Source organism: Glaciecola nitratireducens FR1064, assembly GCF_000226565.1.
Classification (GTDB): domain Bacteria; phylum Pseudomonadota; class Gammaproteobacteria; order Enterobacterales; family Alteromonadaceae; genus Glaciecola; species Glaciecola nitratireducens.
Window position 1 is genome coordinate 3,559,518 of sequence record NC_016041.1, and the last position, 18,019, is coordinate 3,577,536.

General features: G+C 42.1%; 14 protein-coding genes. 11 read left to right on the forward strand and 3 right to left on the reverse strand.

Annotation, left to right across the window (positions count from 1 at the left end; all coding sequences use genetic code 11):
* The first annotated feature begins 13 nt into the window (after positions 1 to 13).
* Positions 14 to 1,426, forward strand: coding sequence for a glycogen synthase (locus GNIT_RS15165; protein WP_014110162.1), 1,413 nt, complete (start codon positions 14 to 16; stop codon positions 1,424 to 1,426).
* Between the two features lie 321 nt (positions 1,427 to 1,747).
* Positions 1,748 to 2,452 (forward strand): two-component system response regulator ArcA, encoded by a 705-nt coding sequence (arcA, locus tag GNIT_RS15170; protein WP_014110163.1) that lies wholly within the window; start codon positions 1,748 to 1,750, stop codon positions 2,450 to 2,452.
* Positions 2,453 to 2,547: 95 nt separating this feature from the next.
* On the opposite strand, the gene pmbA is transcribed toward arcA, so the two are convergent.
* Positions 2,548 to 3,879, reverse strand: a complete 1,332-nt coding sequence (gene pmbA, locus GNIT_RS15175; protein WP_014110164.1) for a metalloprotease PmbA — start codon at positions 3,877 to 3,879, stop codon at positions 2,548 to 2,550.
* 82 nt (positions 3,880 to 3,961) lie between these two features.
* Here pmbA and yjgA point away from each other — a divergent pair, with 82 nt between their 5' ends.
* Genes yjgA through GNIT_RS15190 form a run of 3 tightly spaced genes read left to right on the forward strand, consistent with a single transcriptional unit; the run spans position 3,962 to position 8,007 of the window.
* A complete protein-coding gene (yjgA, locus tag GNIT_RS15180) occupies positions 3,962 to 4,489 on the forward strand; it encodes a ribosome biogenesis factor YjgA (RefSeq protein ID WP_014110165.1) in 528 nt (175 codons plus the stop codon).
* Positions 4,490 to 4,494: 5 nt separating this feature from the next.
* On the forward strand, positions 4,495 to 6,921 hold the full coding sequence (locus tag GNIT_RS15185) for an Ig-like domain-containing protein (RefSeq protein WP_014110166.1): 2,427 nt from the start codon (positions 4,495 to 4,497) through the stop codon (positions 6,919 to 6,921).
* 24 nt (positions 6,922 to 6,945) lie between these two features.
* Positions 6,946 to 8,007 (forward strand): GGDEF domain-containing protein, encoded by a 1,062-nt coding sequence (locus GNIT_RS15190; RefSeq protein WP_041246465.1) that lies wholly within the window; start codon positions 6,946 to 6,948, stop codon positions 8,005 to 8,007.
* Positions 8,008 to 8,020: 13 nt separating this feature from the next.
* Here the strand turns inward: GNIT_RS15190 and GNIT_RS15195 are convergent, their stop codons facing one another.
* Positions 8,021 to 8,512 carry a hypothetical protein gene (locus tag GNIT_RS15195; RefSeq protein WP_014110168.1) on the reverse strand — a complete coding sequence of 164 codons (492 nt, stop codon included), beginning with the start codon at positions 8,510 to 8,512 and terminating at the stop codon, positions 8,021 to 8,023.
* 184 nt (positions 8,513 to 8,696) lie between these two features.
* On the opposite strand from GNIT_RS15195, the gene GNIT_RS15200 reads away from it, so the two are divergent.
* From GNIT_RS15200 to GNIT_RS15220, 5 genes are all read left to right on the forward strand, one after another.
* Positions 8,697 to 9,902 (forward strand): hypothetical protein, encoded by a 1,206-nt coding sequence (locus GNIT_RS15200; protein ID WP_014110169.1) that lies wholly within the window; start codon positions 8,697 to 8,699, stop codon positions 9,900 to 9,902.
* Entirely contained in the window at positions 9,899 to 10,921 is a 1,023-nt protein-coding gene (locus GNIT_RS15205) for a hypothetical protein (protein WP_014110170.1), read from the forward strand. Before GNIT_RS15200 ends, GNIT_RS15205 begins: the two co-directional genes overlap by 4 nt.
* 4 nt (positions 10,922 to 10,925) lie before the next feature.
* Positions 10,926 to 14,003, forward strand: a complete 3,078-nt coding sequence (locus tag GNIT_RS15210; RefSeq protein WP_014110171.1) for an efflux RND transporter permease subunit — start codon at positions 10,926 to 10,928, stop codon at positions 14,001 to 14,003.
* On the forward strand, positions 13,984 to 14,295 hold the full coding sequence (locus GNIT_RS15215; protein WP_014110172.1) for a DUF3240 family protein: 312 nt from the start codon (positions 13,984 to 13,986) through the stop codon (positions 14,293 to 14,295). The genes GNIT_RS15210 and GNIT_RS15215 overlap by 20 nt, the downstream gene beginning before the upstream one ends.
* A gap of 159 nt (positions 14,296 to 14,454) precedes the next feature.
* A complete protein-coding gene (locus GNIT_RS15220) occupies positions 14,455 to 16,275 on the forward strand; it encodes a DUF885 domain-containing protein (RefSeq protein ID WP_014110173.1) in 1,821 nt (606 codons plus the stop codon).
* A gap of 256 nt (positions 16,276 to 16,531) precedes the next feature.
* On the opposite strand, the gene GNIT_RS15225 is transcribed toward GNIT_RS15220, so the two are convergent.
* Positions 16,532 to 17,521 carry a Gfo/Idh/MocA family protein gene (locus GNIT_RS15225; RefSeq protein WP_014110174.1) on the reverse strand — a complete coding sequence of 330 codons (990 nt, stop codon included), beginning with the start codon at positions 17,519 to 17,521 and terminating at the stop codon, positions 16,532 to 16,534.
* Positions 17,522 to 17,754: 233 nt separating this feature from the next.
* Between GNIT_RS15225 and GNIT_RS15230 the strand changes: the two genes are divergently transcribed.
* The gene (locus tag GNIT_RS15230) at positions 17,755 to 18,015 is read left to right on the forward strand and encodes a hypothetical protein (RefSeq protein WP_014110175.1); all 261 of its coding nucleotides are present in this window, start codon (positions 17,755 to 17,757) and stop codon (positions 18,013 to 18,015) included.
* Positions 18,016 to 18,019 lie beyond the last annotated feature (4 nt).

Here is an 18,019-nt window from a genome sequence, read left to right on the forward strand (position 1 = left end):
GACCCAGTACCTTATGAAAATACTTTTTTTAATATCTGAAGTAGAAGACATCGTAAAAACGGGTGGTCTCGCGGACGTTGGTAAAGCGCTGCCCATTGCACTGTCTGAGCTTGGACATGAGGTCAAAATCGTCCTGCCGTATTATAAATCTGCGGCCGATTCGTTAAATTTATCAAACGCAGCGCCGCAGCAAATTATCTATAGCAACAGGCGGAGTTATGCGTTCAACATAAAAGAGTTAAATTTCAACGGCATTTCGGTCTATTTCGTCGACTATCCTGAATACTTTAATAGCGACCAGCTTTATAGCGAAGACGCGAAAGTCAGTAATGCAGAAAAATTCACGTTCTTCTCACTCGCTGCGCTAAAAACCGCTGAAGCTGTAGGCTTCAAACCCGACATCTTGCATACAAACGACTGGCACACATCAATGGCCTGCTATTTTGCAAAGCATTCACCTCTTACGTATGAATATTTTGCACATACAAGGTCGGTCTTAACTATCCACAATGCAGCATTTCAAGGCACAGACGACCTAAGAAACATTCCAAGCATAGAACCAGCATCGCCCGGTATGTTTGTAGAGAATAATCATCTAAATATGCTGAAAACAGGGTTGCTTTACGCTGACAGAATTTGCCCTGTAAGCACAACCTATGCACAAGAAATCACAACACCTTTAGGCAGTCACGGAATTCATGATGTGATTCGCCAACGAATTAACGTTGTTCATGGTGTTCTCAATGGCTGTGACTATGAGCAGTGGGATCCGAGCACCGATGAGTATATTGCCGCACATTACTCTCTCGACGACATGTCGGGCAAAGCTTTATGCAAAAAAGATTTACAAAAGACATTTGGCTTAAAAGCCAATGCAAAAATACCAATATTGGGCATGGTATGCAGGACCACCTTACAAAAAGGTTTTGGCTACTTAATGCCTGTTCTTGAGGATATTCTCAAACATAAAGTGCAAATTGCATTGGTGGGCACGGGTCAAAAAGACATAACAGAAGAGCTGCACCGAATTGCAAACGCGCACCCTCAACAGTTCGCCTTCATCGAAGATTTCAAACCCGACTACGCGCACAAAGTAGAAGCCGGCGCTGACTTTTTCTTAATGCCGTCAGAATTCGAACCGTGCGGGCTGAATCAAATGTATAGTCTTGCTTACGGGACAACGCCTATCGTTCGCGGCATTGGCGGTTTAAAAGACACGATAGTAGATATCGATCAGCCCGAAGGAACAGGATTTATTTTTTACCAGCCGGAGTCCGAAGCACTGCTAAGTGTTGTCAGAAAAGCGTTGCTGGTAAGGCTTGAAGACAATAAAAAATTGAAGGCCGTGGTTAAACGAGGTATGCAGCAAAAATTCACTTGGCAACAAGCAGCTGAAAAGTATGTAGAGGTTTATCAGCGCCGATAATCTGCTCTGATAAACCATAAATCGAGTTTTAGATTTTCATTAAATTGCCGTTATTGACATTAATACGAAAGTTTAACCAATTCTAATTTTCAATTTGCTCATATTTTGAATATACTAGCAGTGAAACTGTAATTTTATTACAAAGATAAAAGTTTATTACAGCTCGTGGCGTGTTAATTTTCAGAGATTAAGATTATTAGTGCTGTGTACTCGAAACGCGTCATATTCGTGGGCCTATAATTGAAATTTTTCGAATAAAACAACTGAATTTTATCATTATTCTGATAAACTCAACTTAGCAATGTTAACAGAGTGTAAAAAATGCAAACGCCAAATATCCTTATCGTTGAAGACGAAGTAGTTACACGCACCACCCTGAAAAGCTTGTTCGAAGCTGAAGGCTACAATGTATTCGAAGCTGAAAACGGCGAAGAAATGCATGACTTCTTCCAAAATAATCAGATAAATTTAGTGATCATGGACATTAACCTGCCGGGCAAAAATGGCCTTATTTTAGCGCGTGAAGTTCGTGATAGAAAAAATGTCGGTCTTATCTTCCTTACCGGACGTGATAATGATGTTGACCGTATTTTAGGTCTTGAAATTGGTGCAGATGATTACTTGACCAAACCGTTTAATCCTCGTGAACTAACAATTCGCGCTCGTAATTTATTGTCGCGCACAAGCAATGCATCTGAAGATGATGATTTGCCAAGTAAAGTAAGCTTCAATGGCTGGATACTTGACGGCGATAGCCGTAGTTTGATTTCACCCGTTGGTAAAGAATTCAGATTACCACGCAGTGAATTCAGAGCGTTACATCTGTTCTTAAGCAATCCAGGGAAGATACTAACCCGTGAGCAGCTCATTATGGAAATGACTGGCCGTGAATTACGTCCAAATGACAGAACTGTCGACGTTACCATTCGCCGCATTCGCAAGCACTTCGAATCACAACCAAATGATGCAGAATTGATTGTCACGATCCACGGTGAAGGTTACCGTTTTTGCGGCGAAGTGGATTAATCTTCTTACGCTAGGATGTAAAATCATTAAGCTTTAAATTAGAAAGGCCGCTCAGTTGAGCGGCCTTTTTATTGTTACGCATTTAACTCTTGAAATTAAGCACCAGCCACCTGCATAGACTCAATTAGGATTGAGCCTGTTTGAATGCTGCTTCTCAGTTCTGTTTCAGCGCCAATGGCGATGATATTCTGGAACATATCTTGTAAGTTTCCGGCAATCGTTATTTCATGTACGGGGTATTGAATGATGCCGTTTTCAACCCAAAAACCTGCAGCACCACGCGAATAGTCGCCGTTCACAATATTCACACCTTGTCCCATTAGCTCAGTAACAATCAAGCCAGTGCCCATTTTTTCAAGGAGTTCTTTATCTGACTCACCCGTTGAACTGAGCAGCCAATTGTGAATACCACCTGCATGACCGTTGGTCTGCATTTTTAATTTACGCGCTGAGTAACTGGTTAACAAATAGTGCTGCAGCACGCCCGACTCAACAATGGTCATGTCTTGGGTACGAACGCCTTCGTTGTCGAACGGCGAGCTTGCCAAGCCTTTTAGTAAATGCGGCTTTTCATTGATGGTTAGCCAATCAGGGAATACTTTTGTACCTAAACTATCTAATAGGAAGGAAGACTGCCTGTATAAACTACCGCCACTAATCGCGCTCACAAAGTGTCCAAAAATCTCCGATGCGATATCGCGGTGGAACAATACAGGCACTTTTGCTGTATTGATCTTCTTGGCACCTAGGCGACTTAGCGTTTCCTTTGCTGCATCAATTCCAACTTTGTAAGCGGAGTCGAGTAAATGCGCTTCACGATTCATAGTGTAGCTATAATTGCGCTGCATATCCTCCCCGTCTTGGGCAATAAGAACGCAACTTAAACTATAACGACTGCTTGCATAACCGGCGTTAATTCCGTGAGTATTTCCATACACTCTTACGCCTAAATTAGCGTTATATGATGCACCATCCGAATTTACAATCTTCGAATCGGAGTCCATTCCAGCAGTTTCGGCTTCAATTGCTAATTTAATTCCTGCTTGGGTATCTAATTCTATGGGGTGGTATAAATCTAAATCAGGAATATCAGCGGCAATAAACTCCTTGTCGGCGATCCCCGCACAGTCATCTTCGTTCGTATATTTTGCAATTTCTACGGCTTTTTCTACCGTTAATCTTAACGCAGCAGGGCTCAAATCAGCAGTTGATGCGCTGCCCTTCTTCTTCCCTACAAACACTGCTATGCCTAGGCCGCCGTCATTCGTGAACTCTACAGTTTCAACTTCTTTTAACCTTGAAGATACGGCAATGCCCTGAACTTTCGACATACTTGCCTCGGCTGCGGTAGCGCCCTTTTGAATGGCAAGACGCAATGCGTCATCTACGACATTTTGAATTTCTGCTAACTGCTTTTCAGATTCCATATTTTCTTTTTACTGTCCAAACAATAGTGTGACGGTTACAATCTATGGTAATTCTAGCACTAAAGAAATCAAAAAACTTTATATGAATGCCGATTATAACCCCGAGCCACTTCTTGATGAAAATGGCGAAATAATAAAAAGTAAGACTCAGCTTAAGCAAGATGCGGAAGACATAAAACAATTAGGTGTCGCTTTAGTTGAGTTTTCAAATGCGCAGTTGGATGAAATTCCAATGAACGATGAATTACGTGAAGCAATTCAATTAGCTAATCGTATTAACAAGAAGAAGGACGGTTTTAGACGTCAACTTCAATTGATTGGCAAGATATTGCGACAGTGCGATCTTGAGCAAATTGAAGATGGGATCAACAGACTTCGAGCGCATCACCTAAGAACAAATACTCACTTCCACGAGCTTGAGCAACTTCGAGACGACATTGTGAATAAAGGCGATAGCGCAATTCAGTCTCTTTTAGATGAACATCCTGATTTAGACCGACAAAAGCTAAGGCAAATGCATCGTCAGGCCGTTAAGCAGAAAGAGGCTGAAAAACCACCAAAAGCTGCACGCGAAATTTTTCAGTATTTAAAACAAAACATTGAAGAGTAGTTTTCATGACAGTAAAAGTATTAAAAGTATTTTCAGTGCTATTTTTTGCGCTTTCTTTAGCCGCCTGCAATGGTGCCTCGGGTGACAATGAAATAGTTGGCGAAACAGATTCAGCTGTTACCTCACTATCAGTTAGCGTACTAAATGCGAATTGCGATGCAGTTGCAGGCAATGCTTTTATACTCGGTGAAACAGTTTGCGTTCAAGCGACGCTTGCCCAAAATGGTGCTCCGCTTGTCGGGGAAATCATTAGCTTTGAAGCCGGCATAGGCGAGCTTTCAGCGGCAACAAAGCTAACAGATAGCAGTGGCGTTGCTCAAATTACCTTGACTTCAGCTAACGGAAACGTCGGTGCGGCCTCAATTGATGCGTCTTTTGGCGAATTAACAGCTGTAGCGAACTACGAATTTTTATCCGCGGCGACTGTAAGCCCTAAACTTCCATCCATAACGATAAGTCTACTGAACGAGCAAGGTAATCCAATTTCGCGCTTTAAAGCGAATGAAGTCGTGCAGGTACGCGCCTCATTATTAAATAGCGACGACACCCCCATCGTTAATGAGATCGTTAGCTTTCAAAGCACGTCGGGAGCTGTTTCGGTAACGCAAGCGCTAACTAACGATCAAGGCATCGCACTGGCTGCACTGACAACGTCTGAGCTAGAATTAGGCGCAGCGTCGATATCAGCAACTTTTAGTATTAATGGGGAATCTGTCAGCAACTCTTTAAATTTTGAAGTGCAGTCAATTGATACCGTTAACGATAATGTTGTGCGCTTTGGTTACTTTGAAGACGGTGTTTTTATCGAGAATATGATTAGCTTAGGTAATGCATCTTCTACTGACGAGCTTTCTATCAGTGCTGGCGCAACGCTAGGAGTAACGGTCGCATTGGTTGACGAAAATGACCAAGTAATTCCAACAAGTACACCGGTCTCGTTTACGTCAAGATGTGTTCAAAGTGGTGATGCCACACTTGATGCCACAGTTAACACGATAAATGGGACTGCAAATGCAACTTACAAAGACCTAAGTTGCGCTGGCGGAGCCGGTAATATAGATACCATTACGGCAACCATTAACGTTAATTCCATTAGCGTCACAATTAGTCGCGACCTTATATTGACCCCAGAAACGGCCGGCGCAATTGAATTTATATCTGCTTCACCGGAAAATATCGTGCTGCAAGGCACAGGTGGTCAGGGTCGTGAGTCTGTTTCTACCGTAACCTTTCAGGTAACCGGAGCGCAAGGTAATCCTTTATCTCAGCAATCCGTTGATTTCAGTTTGAATACAAATACAGGCGGTCTGACGCTTTCTCCAGCGACAGCAATTACCAATTCAGAGGGCCAAGTGAGTGTCAAGGTGACCGCAGGGAATGTTCCCACGTCAGTGAGAGTAACAGCACAAGTGGCTATTAGCGACGCACAAATAATTCAAACACAGTCAGACTTGCTGTCAATTAACACCGGTCTTCCTGATCAGAACAGTATTACTTTATCTCCGTCTGATTTAAACCCTGAGGCTCTTAATATCGATGGCGCAGAAGTTACTATTTTCGCGAGCTTAGCGGATACATTTAACAATCCTGTCCCCGACGGCACAACCGTTTCGTTTACCGCTGAAGGAGGCCGCATTCAGCCAACGTGCAATACTTCTAATGGCGCATGTAGCGTGATTTGGACTAGCGCAAACCCAAGGGTCGATGATCACCGTGTCACTATTCTAGCCACTGCAATTGGTCACGAAACGCTTATTGATAGCAATGGTAACAATCAATATGACGATGCTGATGGTTCAGCAATTATAAGCAATGACGGAAGCGGTTTTGACGTTACATTACCTACCAGATCTGGCTTTGTCGATTTAAGTGAAGCTTGGCGCGACGACAACGAGAATAGAGTTAGAGATGCTAATGAAATCTACTTAGACTTTGATGCATCTGGTGGCGCTCAGCCTGATCCACAAAATGGACGTTTCGATGGACCCCAGTGCACAGGAGCTTCTTGTGGAGCTGAGAGTATTCATGTGCGCAGAGCAATCGTCCTTGTAACATCAAGCAGCGCTGCTGTCATTTCGGTTAGTAATGACGGCGTTGAATTAGCCAGCAATCAATCAGCAGGTTCGGCTACCCCGGTATTATCGATTCCTCGCGGGAATAGTGCATTCTTCCAGTACACTTACTCTGATACCGCCGGTCAACCTATCGCAAGCGGTTCTAGCATTGTTGCTACCGCAAGTGCTGGTGCATTGAATGGCACGGTGGACGATATCATGCCTCAGTCAAACCTTAATGCTGGCAGAACAAGGGAGTTCACTGTTACAAACAACCTACTGGCAGCTGATACAACTATAGACACGACGGTAAGCATAAACATCACTTCCCCAAGTGGCGTTGTATCTTCGCTGAGTTTCGTCGTGACATTGGACTAAGAAGCATAGGTAATAAATGTTAGTATGAACAGCTTCTGGTACAAGCCGTTTCCGCAGTATCCGCGCGGGCATATGAATTTTTGGCGGGTGAGATTAATACTGCATATATTATTAATTTCAGCCGTTATGTTCACAACAGTAGCCGCAATTAACTTCATCGTTTTTTCAAGTATTGAATTAGGCCTTTTAGATTCTGTCGGCACAATACTCTCCTTAGGCATTTATGCTTGGTTTCGAAAAACCGGAAATGTTGCCCTTGCCTCGTGGATGATAACAACGGCTTTTACAGCCCTTGTTATGTATTTTATATTCATGGTAAATGGTACTGCGAACTCCTTTATGTGGGCAATTTTGATACCGCCAATATCCTACTTTCTATTAGGAAAAAATTGGGGGACGGTATTTTCTGCGATTATTTTTGGTTTTTGCTGCTATATCGCTTATCAACTATATGATAGTCAACCTGCTGTAGAATACAGTTTGGGGTCATTTTTAAATATTGTAGAAGTGAGTGTTGCCCTATTGCTCATGTTTAGATTTTACGAAGGCACGCGTTCAGACGCTTATCAAGAACTTTCGTACCAAAATCAAAAAATACAGCTGCTTGCAGAAACCGACAAATTGACCGGTTTATTCAACCGAGAAAAATTTGACCAATATCTAATAAACTTAATGAGTTCAAACGATCGATCAAAAACCAGCCTATCGCTACTCCTTTTAGATGTAGATCATTTTAAACAAATTAACGACAGCAAAGGTCATTTAGAAGGCGACAAAATCCTTAAAGGTTTAGCAGAGGTACTACAGAGTAAAATTCGGCCTAACGACCTTTTAGCCAGATGGGGCGGAGAAGAGTTTGTTGTTGTGCTGCCCGATACCCAAGTAGATAACGCTAAAGACTTTGCCGAGCGTCTGCGTGCACATGTCGAGCAAAACACCATAGTTGGCGTTAACGTCTCAGTCAGCATAGGTGTAACCCAATTGACAGCCCATGACAACATCGACGCCTTGTTGTCCAGGGCAGACAAAGCTCTGTATAAAGCAAAACATAAAGGTCGCAATCGAATTGAAGTTATATCACCGTGAGTTACGCAACAGTTTAATTTAGGAAGTCTTCTAAAAACCAAGCAGAAAATTCGTGTCGCCCCACAAGACCGCTCTTCGAATAAATGCTCGAGGCCTGCTGTCTTGCGGTCATTTCTTTTGTTGTTCTTACGCTAGCAATTTCTTTTAAACTCAGTCCTTTCAACAAAAGTAAAGCAACCTGCTGCTCTCCTAAAGTTAAATTCCAACTGTCGAACTGCTCCTTTATGACCAAACTGTAGCGCTTTCTCTCTTCCTTTATTTTGCTGTTCAGCAAAGCTATTTGTTGATTTGCGTCAGACAAATTTTCAGCAAGATGATGTAAACTCTTGTTCTTTTTACGTATATGCAGAATAAGAAGCGCAGCAGCTACGGCAGAAAGAACCACCAATAAAGCCTCTTGTAAAATATGCCAAAGAGGTACACCTAAGCCTAAATCAACTATTACGTCTAGACCATTGAGCAGCATAATGATGATCAAAATTATGGTGATAACCGTATTTCTCATATTCCCTCTTTGATGTCTCAGTAATTCATAAAGATATTGTTTGTAGCTAGGTAGCTCGTAGCCTACATCACCGTTTTTGTAAGTCTGTTATACATATGTTCGGTGCGTATAATACATAAGTTTGATGTTAAAAAGGCCATTTTTATCACATAATAGTTTGATAACTAATAACAAAGGGAAATCAGTGAAAGCCAGCGCCATTCAACTTAAACACTTCTTTATTTTCTGCATATTCGTAGCTCACTGCTCTTCAGCGAACGCGCAAAGTAATTTAACCCTGCATGACAGCTTAACCGCCGCCGTTGAAAAGCAGTCCAGTAAAATGCCAGACCCAAATAATAGCGCACTAACGGACAACAAGAATTTTGATTGGTTAGACGGTAGTCCTTCCGCTTCTTTAGTTTACTTAGATAGTCAGCAAAATTTGGGAACAACTGAAAGTGAGATAAGCCTCAATTTACCAATTAAATCACCTTTCCTTAGGAAAATAGAGAAAAGTTTAAGTAGTAAGGTAGATGCTTTGCGAACTAGCGCTCAAAAGCAGTATGCATTGTTCCTATCAGGCATCATTCGCAACATCGTTTGGGAAATTCAAATAGAGAAACTTTCAGCCACCGCGGTATCTAAAAAACAATCGATACTAGCCGAGCTGACCCTACAGTATAAAGAAATGGCGCAAGCTCAGGCCATTCCTCAATATGTCTCATTAATAGTGCAAAAAGAATTTAACGACCATCAAATCTCTTTGGTGCAACATCAACAAAACATCAATAATCTGATGGCTAAGTACTATCGCCTTACTGGTTTGAACGCCCTGCCTAGCGTAATTACCGAAGCGGCGCCCAATGTAGGTCAAATGGACATAAATGCTCATCCAGATATTGTTGCACTAGACAATACGTTTCAAAGTACAGAACAAACGCTGCTGAGTACGAGCAAAAGTACAGCACCTTGGAATGTTCAAATAACAGGCAAACGGGTAGAAACTCCGGGTTTTTCCGAAAATCAGCTTGGTCTTGGTATAGAAGTACCGATAAATATAGTCAATCAACTATCTACATTGCAACGAAGCGAATACAGTAAAATTAACACCGAGTACCAAATAGCTCGAAGCAAGCTCATGCATGAACTCAGCGAAGCACAAGCAAATTTGATGCAAGAGTATAAGTTTTTACAACAAAAACAAACCTTACTCGACTCCAGCACAGCTAACTTATCGGCTCTTACCCAAGCGATGACTGAGTTACGCGAAGCAAACGCGCCCAACCAAGAGTTCTATATTCGCACTCTACTCGACACCGTGGATTCAGAGTATTCAATTGAATTAAACCAAATTCATCTTCAACGCCATATTGCACTGATGAGACAAGCAGCAGGACTTACCTTATGAAAATTTTATCCTTCTTTATTTTATCATCGGCGTTAATGTGCCATTCGGTTTTTGCTCAAAATATGACGGTGCAGGCTGAACAGCTGGGCAATTTGTCGCTCCAGACGAATCCTATAGATTCAGTTTCGTCTTATACGGGTAAAGATGTAATGGCGACAGTTGCCATACTGCCAGGCCAATCGTATGTGTTTAAGTCACCTATTAATGTGCAACGAATTCAGTATTTAAAAGGGGTTGGCGAAACGCTTAAGGAAAATGAAGCGTTTGCCATTATCCAAGGACCTGAAGTGCATCATTTTTACAGGTCGTTTGAATTAACAAAAGTGCTTTTTTTACAAACTCAGACCCTGTTTAACAACAGTAAAAACCTATATCAACGCAAGTCTTTAAGTGAACAAGCATGGCTAGATGTAAGCAACCAATATAACAAGATCAGAATGGAATATGACGAACTGACGCATTTTTTTGACTTAGTTCTCAGCGTTGACGAAGCAACAGATTCGCTAACGCTCGGCGCGCCAATGGCTGGTGTGATTCAGTACAGATTATCAAATGCATTAGATATGGAAGATACGATCGCTTCGTTTACTCCAGCGCAAGCAGTTCGACTTAAAGTCAACATCCCCATCGATGCGACACAGAAGCCATTGCTCATTAGCAGCGATGGTTGCCAGCTAGCCGTCGACTTTGTCGAAAGCGCCAACTCGGCATTTTATCAAGTCGCGTGGACCAAAGCACTGACTAATGATTGCGCGTTTGCTGTTGGCCAAGTGTTAAGTGCCACACCAGAATACCAAGCAAATGCCTATGAAATAAAACAGTCTAGCGTGTTTAATTGGGAAGGAGACAATTATATTTTCATTCAAGATAAACAAAATTACACGGCTGTGAAGGTTAGCCTTATCACATCACATGATGACAACTATATTGTGAAATCATCCGTATCACTTGCAGGAAAAAACGTGTTGCTTAGTTCTGTCAGTGCTGTGCAGGGTATTCTGCTAGGCTTGGGGATTTAACAAAATGCTAAGTAATGTTATTCGTTTTTCCCTCACTCAGCGTGTATTTGTACTCATTGTATCTCTGTTTTTGTTTTTAGCCGGCGCTTCCGCTTGGTTTGCATTACCAATTGATGCTTTTCCGGAAATTTCTCCAACTCAAGTAAAAGTCATATTGAAAGCGCCGGGCATGACTGCTGAGGAAATTGAAGCACAAGTAACGCTGCCAATCGAAACTGAGCTCTTAGGTATTCCAGATCAACAAATCCTTCGCTCAACCACTAAATACGCAATAACTGATATCACTATCGACTTCAAAGAAGGCACCGATATTTATTGGGCGCGCCAGCAGGTAGCTGAGCGTTTGGGTAACGTATTACCGTCTTTACCTTCTGGAATTGAGGGAGGCGTCGCGCCAATGAGTACGCCATTGAGCGAGATGTTTATGTTCTCAATAGAAAACCCCGCTATGAGCCTGATTGAACGGCGGCAGCTTTTAGAATGGGAAATCCGTCCACTTTTGAGAAGCATCAACGGTGTGGCTGACGTTAACATCTTAGGAGGCTTCGCTAAAACATTCCAAATTAGTCCCGATCCAATAAAGCTGGCTGGTATTGGAATGTCGTTTACACAGTTAAGTGAAGCGATTCAAGACATTAACCAAAATGGCAGCATTGGACGCTTGAATATTGGCAACGATACGCTGATTGTTCGCTCAGAAGGGCGCATACAGAATCTCCACGAACTGCAAAACATAGTGATTGCAAACAAAAACAATACCCCCATTCGCTTGCAGGACGTCGCAAAGGTTAATATCGGCCATCTCACTCGCTACGGTTCAGTCACACGCAATGGCGTAGAAACAACAGAAGCTATCGTGATCGCATTAAAAGGAGCAAATACGGCTGATGTGATAGAGAACGTTTCAAAAAAGCTTGAGCTCATACAGGGAACATTGCCCGAAGGGACTGAAATAAATGTGTTTTATAACCGAAAAACACTTATTGATACTGCTATTGGCACTATCGAAGAGGCGCTTATTATTGCCGTTGCTCTGGTAATATTGCTGCTCTCATTATTTCTTGGCAATGTGCGCGCTGCTATCGTGGTCTCGTTGGTATTGCCGCTGTCGGCCGTTTGTACCTTTTTATTGATGAACTATTTTAATATGTCCGCCAACTTAATGAGTTTAGGTGGCTTAGTTATTGCGATAGGTATGCTGGTAGATGCATCTGTTGTAGTGGTTGAGAATACCGTTAATACGCTTAAACAAAATGCCGCCTTACCGAAATTGCATCTAATTTTTCGTGCCTGCAAAGAAGTTGCGGTTCCAGTGGTGTCGGGAACGATCATTGTCATTATCGTTTTCTCCCCGCTGCTAACGCTAACAGGACTAGAAGGTAAGCTATTTAAGCCAGTCGCCATTACCATCGTATTTGCCATGCTTTCGTCATTGGTATTGTCGCTCACCGTAATACCTGCGCTAGCCTCACTATTGCTCAAAGCCGATACTATCAGCGAGCCGCGTTTCGTAATTTGCTTGCAAGAGAAATATCACGCTGCACTAAAACGCACAATATTGAAACCTACTCCTGTGATAATAGTCACCCTAGTAGTGTTAGTCGGCAGTATCGTACTTTATAGCCTGCTCGGAAAAACCTTTATGCCCGTACTTGATGAGGGCGACATTATTGTGCAGCTAGAAAAGTCGCCCAACATTTCGTTGCAGGCTTCAACCGATCTAGACATTCAAATCGAGAAGGCCTTACTTGCCAATATCCCCGAAATTAAGCAAATTGTAGCACGAGTTGGCTCTGATGAAATTGGCTTGGACCCAATGAGTTTAAATGAAACTGATGTTTTCATGGAGCTGGCACCTGTCGAAACTTGGCGCTTTGATAGCAAACAAGAACTCATTGAAGAAATTCGCAAGGTAATGGAAGGCTTTCCTGGCATCAACGTTGGCTTTACGCAACCTATTCAAATGCGCGTTTCTGAAATGCTCACGGGCAGTACAGGTGATGTTTCAATTAAAGTATTCGGCAACGATATTGCGGTATTAGCCAAACTAGCAGAACAGATAAGTGAAAAAGCGCGAACGTTAGAAGGTAGCGTTGACGTTAATGCCTCTGTAATTGAAGGCGGTGACTTCTTGAACATAAGGCTAAAGCCAGAAATTGCCAGTGCTTACAATATGACAATAGCTGAGCTCTCGCTGTTTGTTAAGTCGCAAATTGAATCTACGGAGCTTTCAACCTTAATTGAAGGTAAGAAAAAAACGCCCATCGTATTTGGGCTAACGAGCTCCAGCAAACTCAAACCTGGAACAATCAACGATCTACAACAAATGACGATATTGATGCCAGATGCCAGTTTAATGCCGCTTTCAAGCATAGCTAATGTATCGTTTAAACAAGGACCAATCCTAATAGAGCGTGAAAACAGCAATAGATTTGCGGTTGTTACTACAAACGTAGAAGAAAGAGATATTGTTGGTTTTGTCGAGGAACTGAAAGAGCTTCTTGCAACATCACTAGACTTACCGGTCGGTTATACACTTAATTTTGGCGGCGAATTTGAAAATCAACAAAGAGCAGCAACTAATCTTATGCTCGTTATTCCTATCGCACTTGGCTTGATCCTCATTATTTTATTTACCACATTTGGCGCCTTGAGCAAGGCCGGTTTAATATTAGCCAATATTCCCTTTGCGACAATGGGTGGCGTTATCGCACTTTATTTAAGCGGGGAGTTTTTGTCTGTGCCAGCTTCTGTAGGCTTTATTGCTTTGCTTGGTGTGGCCGTCTTGAACGGTGTCGTCATGGTCAGTTATTTTGAACAAACTAGGTTTGAAGTAACCAACGTAGTTGACCGCATTGTTCTTGGTGCAAAACGACGGTTACGCCCAGTGTTAATGACAGCCAGCACCGCAATGTTTGGCCTTTTCCCACTTGCTTTTGCAACCGGACCGGGTGCTGAGATTCAAAAACCGCTTGCCATTGTCGTAATTGGTGGTTTATTTACCTCTACTTTTACGACTTTGTTTTTAATTCCCGTGTTTTATATTTGGTTGGAGAATCGCCGTGGCGCTAACACAAAATGATCTGATGCTCGTCGCAATTGTGCCTGAAGATTTGAAAGATAAAGTAGTCGATACACTAATGGGGGAAACCTTCATAAGCGGATTCAGCTTAGCCAAAATTCAAGGCTTTAGTAAGGAACATAGCCACTACAATATTAGAGAACAGGTTGAAGGCTATCGAGACTTTTTTCGGTTTGAAGTACTGCATCAGGCATCTACCTCAGAGCAACTTTGTGAGCTACTCGGTAAAACCAATAACGATAAGAGAATACGCTATTGGATATTGCCGTTAATTGAAGCGGGTGTTTTGTAACGCATCATTAAACTAAAGCCATGAAACGCGACTAGTGGATAAGCTAAAAAAGCTAACTTACAACAGGCATTGTTGATCAATTAAGTTAGCTATTCTTTCTCAATTAGCATTACAATCATCATCGGAAGATCTAAAACAATAAACAGGGATAAGCAAATCATGAAGACATTCTTTAAATGGCTCGGCATTGTTGTGCTTGGTATTCTTATCATTACAGGTGCAGTTGCAACGCATGAGTGGAAGGCTGAAAAACCTTTTTCTTTCAGAGTATTTCTTGACCGCACACTCATAAAGCAAGCGCTTAAAAGCCCCGAAACAATGACCTCTATTGGCGTGTTTGAGAGCATCGGCATTACAGGTCATAACGCTCACTTAGATGATGCAAGTGAGGCAGCTTCTGCAGCGATGTTCACCGACTTAGCTGATGCCAAGCAGGTGCTTTTACAATATAAAGACCTTAACGAAGACCAGCAGCTCTCAAAAGAAATCGCTTTATACCTGTTTGATACTATCGAAGGATTTGAAAAATATCAGCATCACAACTACCCCTTCAATCAAATGTCTGGTGCGCAAAGCAACTTTCCTAGTTTCATGGATGCCCAGCATGCGATTACCGATGTTGAAAGTGTGCAGAACTACATTTCACGCTTAAGTGAATCAAAGCGTTATTACGAGCAAATGATGGAAGGCCTTAAAATTCGAGAAGAGAAAGGAATTATTCCACCAAAATTTGTTGTGCGTCGCGTAATTGATGAGATGCAAGGATTTGTCGACAAACCTTCCACGGAAAATATTCTTTATACTTCTTTACATGAAAAGATGAAGAAAACAGAGCTCATCCCTTCTGAGCAATATGACGATTTACTCAAGCAGACACAAACGCAGATTGAAACGACGGTTTACCCTACCTATAAAATGCTAATCGCTTACTTTTCAGAACTAGAAGCTAAAGCAGGCAATAACGATGGTATTTGGCAAATTCCTGATGGTGAAAATGTTTACAAACTCGCACTGCGTTTTTTCACAACGACGGACTACAGCGCGGATCAAATTCATAATATCGGATTAGCTGAAGTTGATCGTATTCAAGCCGAAATCTTAAGCATCCTTGGCAGTGAAGGCTTTGATATCAGCGCGGGTTTTACACCTGCTATTAATGCTCTGGCAAATGACGAGCGCTTTTATTATCCTGATACAGATGAAGGACGCGAACAAATTTTGCTTGACTACCAAACTATTTTGGACGAAATAGATGCAGGCTTAGGAGATGCATTTTCGCTAAGGCCCAAGGCCGGAATGGAAGTGAAGCGCATTCCATTGTTTAAGGAAAAAACAGCACCCGGTGCATACTATCAGCAACCCTCTATTGACGGCACACGACCTGGCGTATTCTTTGCCAATTTATACGACATCAAAGCAACGCCAACTTATTCAATGCGCACCTTGGCGTATCATGAAGGTATACCGGGGCACCATTTTCAAATTGCCATTGCGATGGAATTGGAAGGTATACCGATATTCAGAACCATCTCTCCTTTCACTGCTTATGTTGAAGGTTGGGCGCTTTATGCAGAGTATTTAGCGTGGGAATTAGGTTTTCAAGATGACCCTTTTGATAACATTGGTCGACTGCAAGCTGAACTGTTTAGAGCAGTGCGTCTAGTGGTTGATACTGGCATTCATGCAAAGCGCTGGACACGTGAAGCGGCTATTGAATATATGTTGCTTAATACTGGCATGGCTGAATCAGATGTGACATCTGAAATTGAGCGCTATATTGTGATGCCAGGTCAAGCTACTGCTTACAAAGTTGGTATGATGAAAATTCTTGAGGTCAGAGCTAAAGCGCAAAAAGCGTTAGGTGATAAATTTTCATTGGGTGAGTTTCATGATGTCATTTTGAAAAATGGCGCTGTTCCACTAGATATTATGGAAAGATTGGTTGATCAATACATTGAAGCGAAATTGAACGCGAGTTAACCCTAGAACATCGCAATACTTAAGAACACGAGGCAAGTTGTCAATGTTATCTTAAAGCCACCGTCATCTCCACGAAAGTGGAGACCTGGTAAACCCACTAGTAGGCTGAAAATTGACAACTCAATAGTATATCAAGGAGGTTACCGCTTTCGCGGTAATGAGCAGGGTTGTGTTAAAATTTAATGGCTCTAGTGACCACAATATGCCGAAACTTCCCTTTTACCTACATGGCTCTTATGACTGCTATAGGCACTTGCTATTCTTCGCTGTAACGTAAACCCCACTGCGCTCTTACCGTGTCCATCGTTTCCATCACTTGAATGCTTTCGTCTTGAGGCAATATGGGACTTTGCTGCAAACCCTGCGCAATACAATCATGCATGTGTTGAATTTCAAAACTAAAGTCTTCATTAGCGTTGAAAGGAAAGCTATAGGTTTGGGGTTCCTGCCCTTCAACGTAAACGGTAAACTCTTGTGCGCCCAAAAAGTGAGGCACCCGAATATATCCTGATGAACCAGCAATTAATGCCTCAGTAGGAGCCGCATGGCTATATCCTGAAGACAACGAAGCCCTGCGACCGTCGCTGTATTCGAACAAATAAAACGATCTTTCATCAACACCAGTGCTGTCCATAACCGCTGAGCTTTGGATATTCTCAGGGGCTTCACCAAAGACGATAAATGAGAAGGTGATGGGATAAATGCCAAGGTCTAATAAAGCGCCGCCTGCAAGTGCTTTATTCCTTAATCGATGACTTGGCTCTAACTTTGGATTGATACTAAAATCAGCTCGTAAACTTAGCACTTCGCCAATAGTGTTATCCGATAGCACTTTTTGTAACATGCGAATAGCGGGCAAAAATCGAGTCCAAACGGCCTCCATTAAAAAACAATTATTTTGTCGAGCAAGGGTATAGAGTTCTGTCGCTTGTTTTGCATTTAGGGTGATTGGTTTTTCGCATAATACGTGTTTATGATGCTGCAAGCAGAGCTTTACTGATTCGTAATGAAAGTTGTGTGTGTTAGCCACATACACGGCATCAATGTCTTCGTCGGCGAGCAATGCTTCATAACTGTTATAGACTTTATTTATATTGTGTTCTGATTTTTGACTCTCAGCCCAAGCATGGGCTCTTTGCATTGATTTTGAAGCACATGCAATAAGTTTTCCTGAGTCCAAACAAGCCAAGCCGTTCGCAAAAGTGTTTGCTATTACCCCGCAGCCAATAACTCCCCAATTCAGCATTATTCATCCTTAAAGCACTGTTAAAATTATGGTACTAGAAAAACAATAATAGACTAATTTTTGTAAAAAGCAGAGTGGCGCCGTCAAGCTAGTGAAAAACGAAGTAAAAGACTCGGCTATGATTCAGATCAAGACTGTCTAAACATTAAAGGCGTAGAGTAAAATATGCTTTATGTTTAGTCTTCAAATTAGCTATTTTTCACAGCATACACTGCTCAATATAAGAGATCTAAATGACTGATAAAAAAATTATTTTAACGCTCAAGATAGTCATAAGCGTTGGCATTAGTTTAATACTCTTGGGTGTCTACTTTCATTTATTCAATCAAACGATTGAAGACATGGGCGTAAATGGCATCATCATTAGTGCAGGCTGCGTTGCAGTTGGCATGGCCTTATCCCTACCTACCAAAATGTTTCTTACCTTTTTGCTCGTGAAAAGGGAAATGGATCAGGACAAAAAAAAACCATCAAAAGCTGAACCAACACCATAGATTG

Excerpts from the sequence above, each read along its gene's own strand:
- arcA (WP_014110163.1), top strand. The coding sequence starts at position 1,748 with ATGCAAACGCCAAATATCCTTATCGTTGAAGACGAAGTAGTTACACGC.
- GNIT_RS15220 (WP_014110173.1), top strand. The coding sequence starts at position 14,455 with ATGAAGACATTCTTTAAATGGCTCGGCATTGTTGTGCTTGGTATTCTT.
- GNIT_RS15190 (WP_041246465.1), top strand. The coding sequence starts at position 6,946 with ATGAACAGCTTCTGGTACAAGCCGTTTCCGCAGTATCCGCGCGGGCAT.
- GNIT_RS15210 (WP_014110171.1), top strand. The coding sequence starts at position 10,926 with ATGCTAAGTAATGTTATTCGTTTTTCCCTCACTCAGCGTGTATTTGTA.
- GNIT_RS15205 (WP_014110170.1), top strand. The coding sequence starts at position 9,899 with ATGAAAATTTTATCCTTCTTTATTTTATCATCGGCGTTAATGTGCCAT.
- GNIT_RS15225 (WP_014110174.1), bottom strand. The coding sequence starts at position 17,521 with ATGCTGAATTGGGGAGTTATTGGCTGCGGGGTAATAGCAAACACTTTT.
- pmbA (WP_014110164.1), bottom strand. The coding sequence starts at position 3,879 with ATGGAATCTGAAAAGCAGTTAGCAGAAATTCAAAATGTCGTAGATGAC.
- GNIT_RS15165 (WP_014110162.1), top strand. The coding sequence starts at position 14 with ATGAAAATACTTTTTTTAATATCTGAAGTAGAAGACATCGTAAAAACG.
- yjgA (WP_014110165.1), top strand. The coding sequence starts at position 3,962 with ATGAATGCCGATTATAACCCCGAGCCACTTCTTGATGAAAATGGCGAA.
- GNIT_RS15185 (WP_014110166.1), top strand. The coding sequence starts at position 4,495 with ATGACAGTAAAAGTATTAAAAGTATTTTCAGTGCTATTTTTTGCGCTT.
- GNIT_RS15230 (WP_014110175.1), top strand. The coding sequence starts at position 17,755 with ATGACTGATAAAAAAATTATTTTAACGCTCAAGATAGTCATAAGCGTT.
- GNIT_RS15195 (WP_014110168.1), bottom strand. The coding sequence starts at position 8,512 with ATGAGAAATACGGTTATCACCATAATTTTGATCATCATTATGCTGCTC.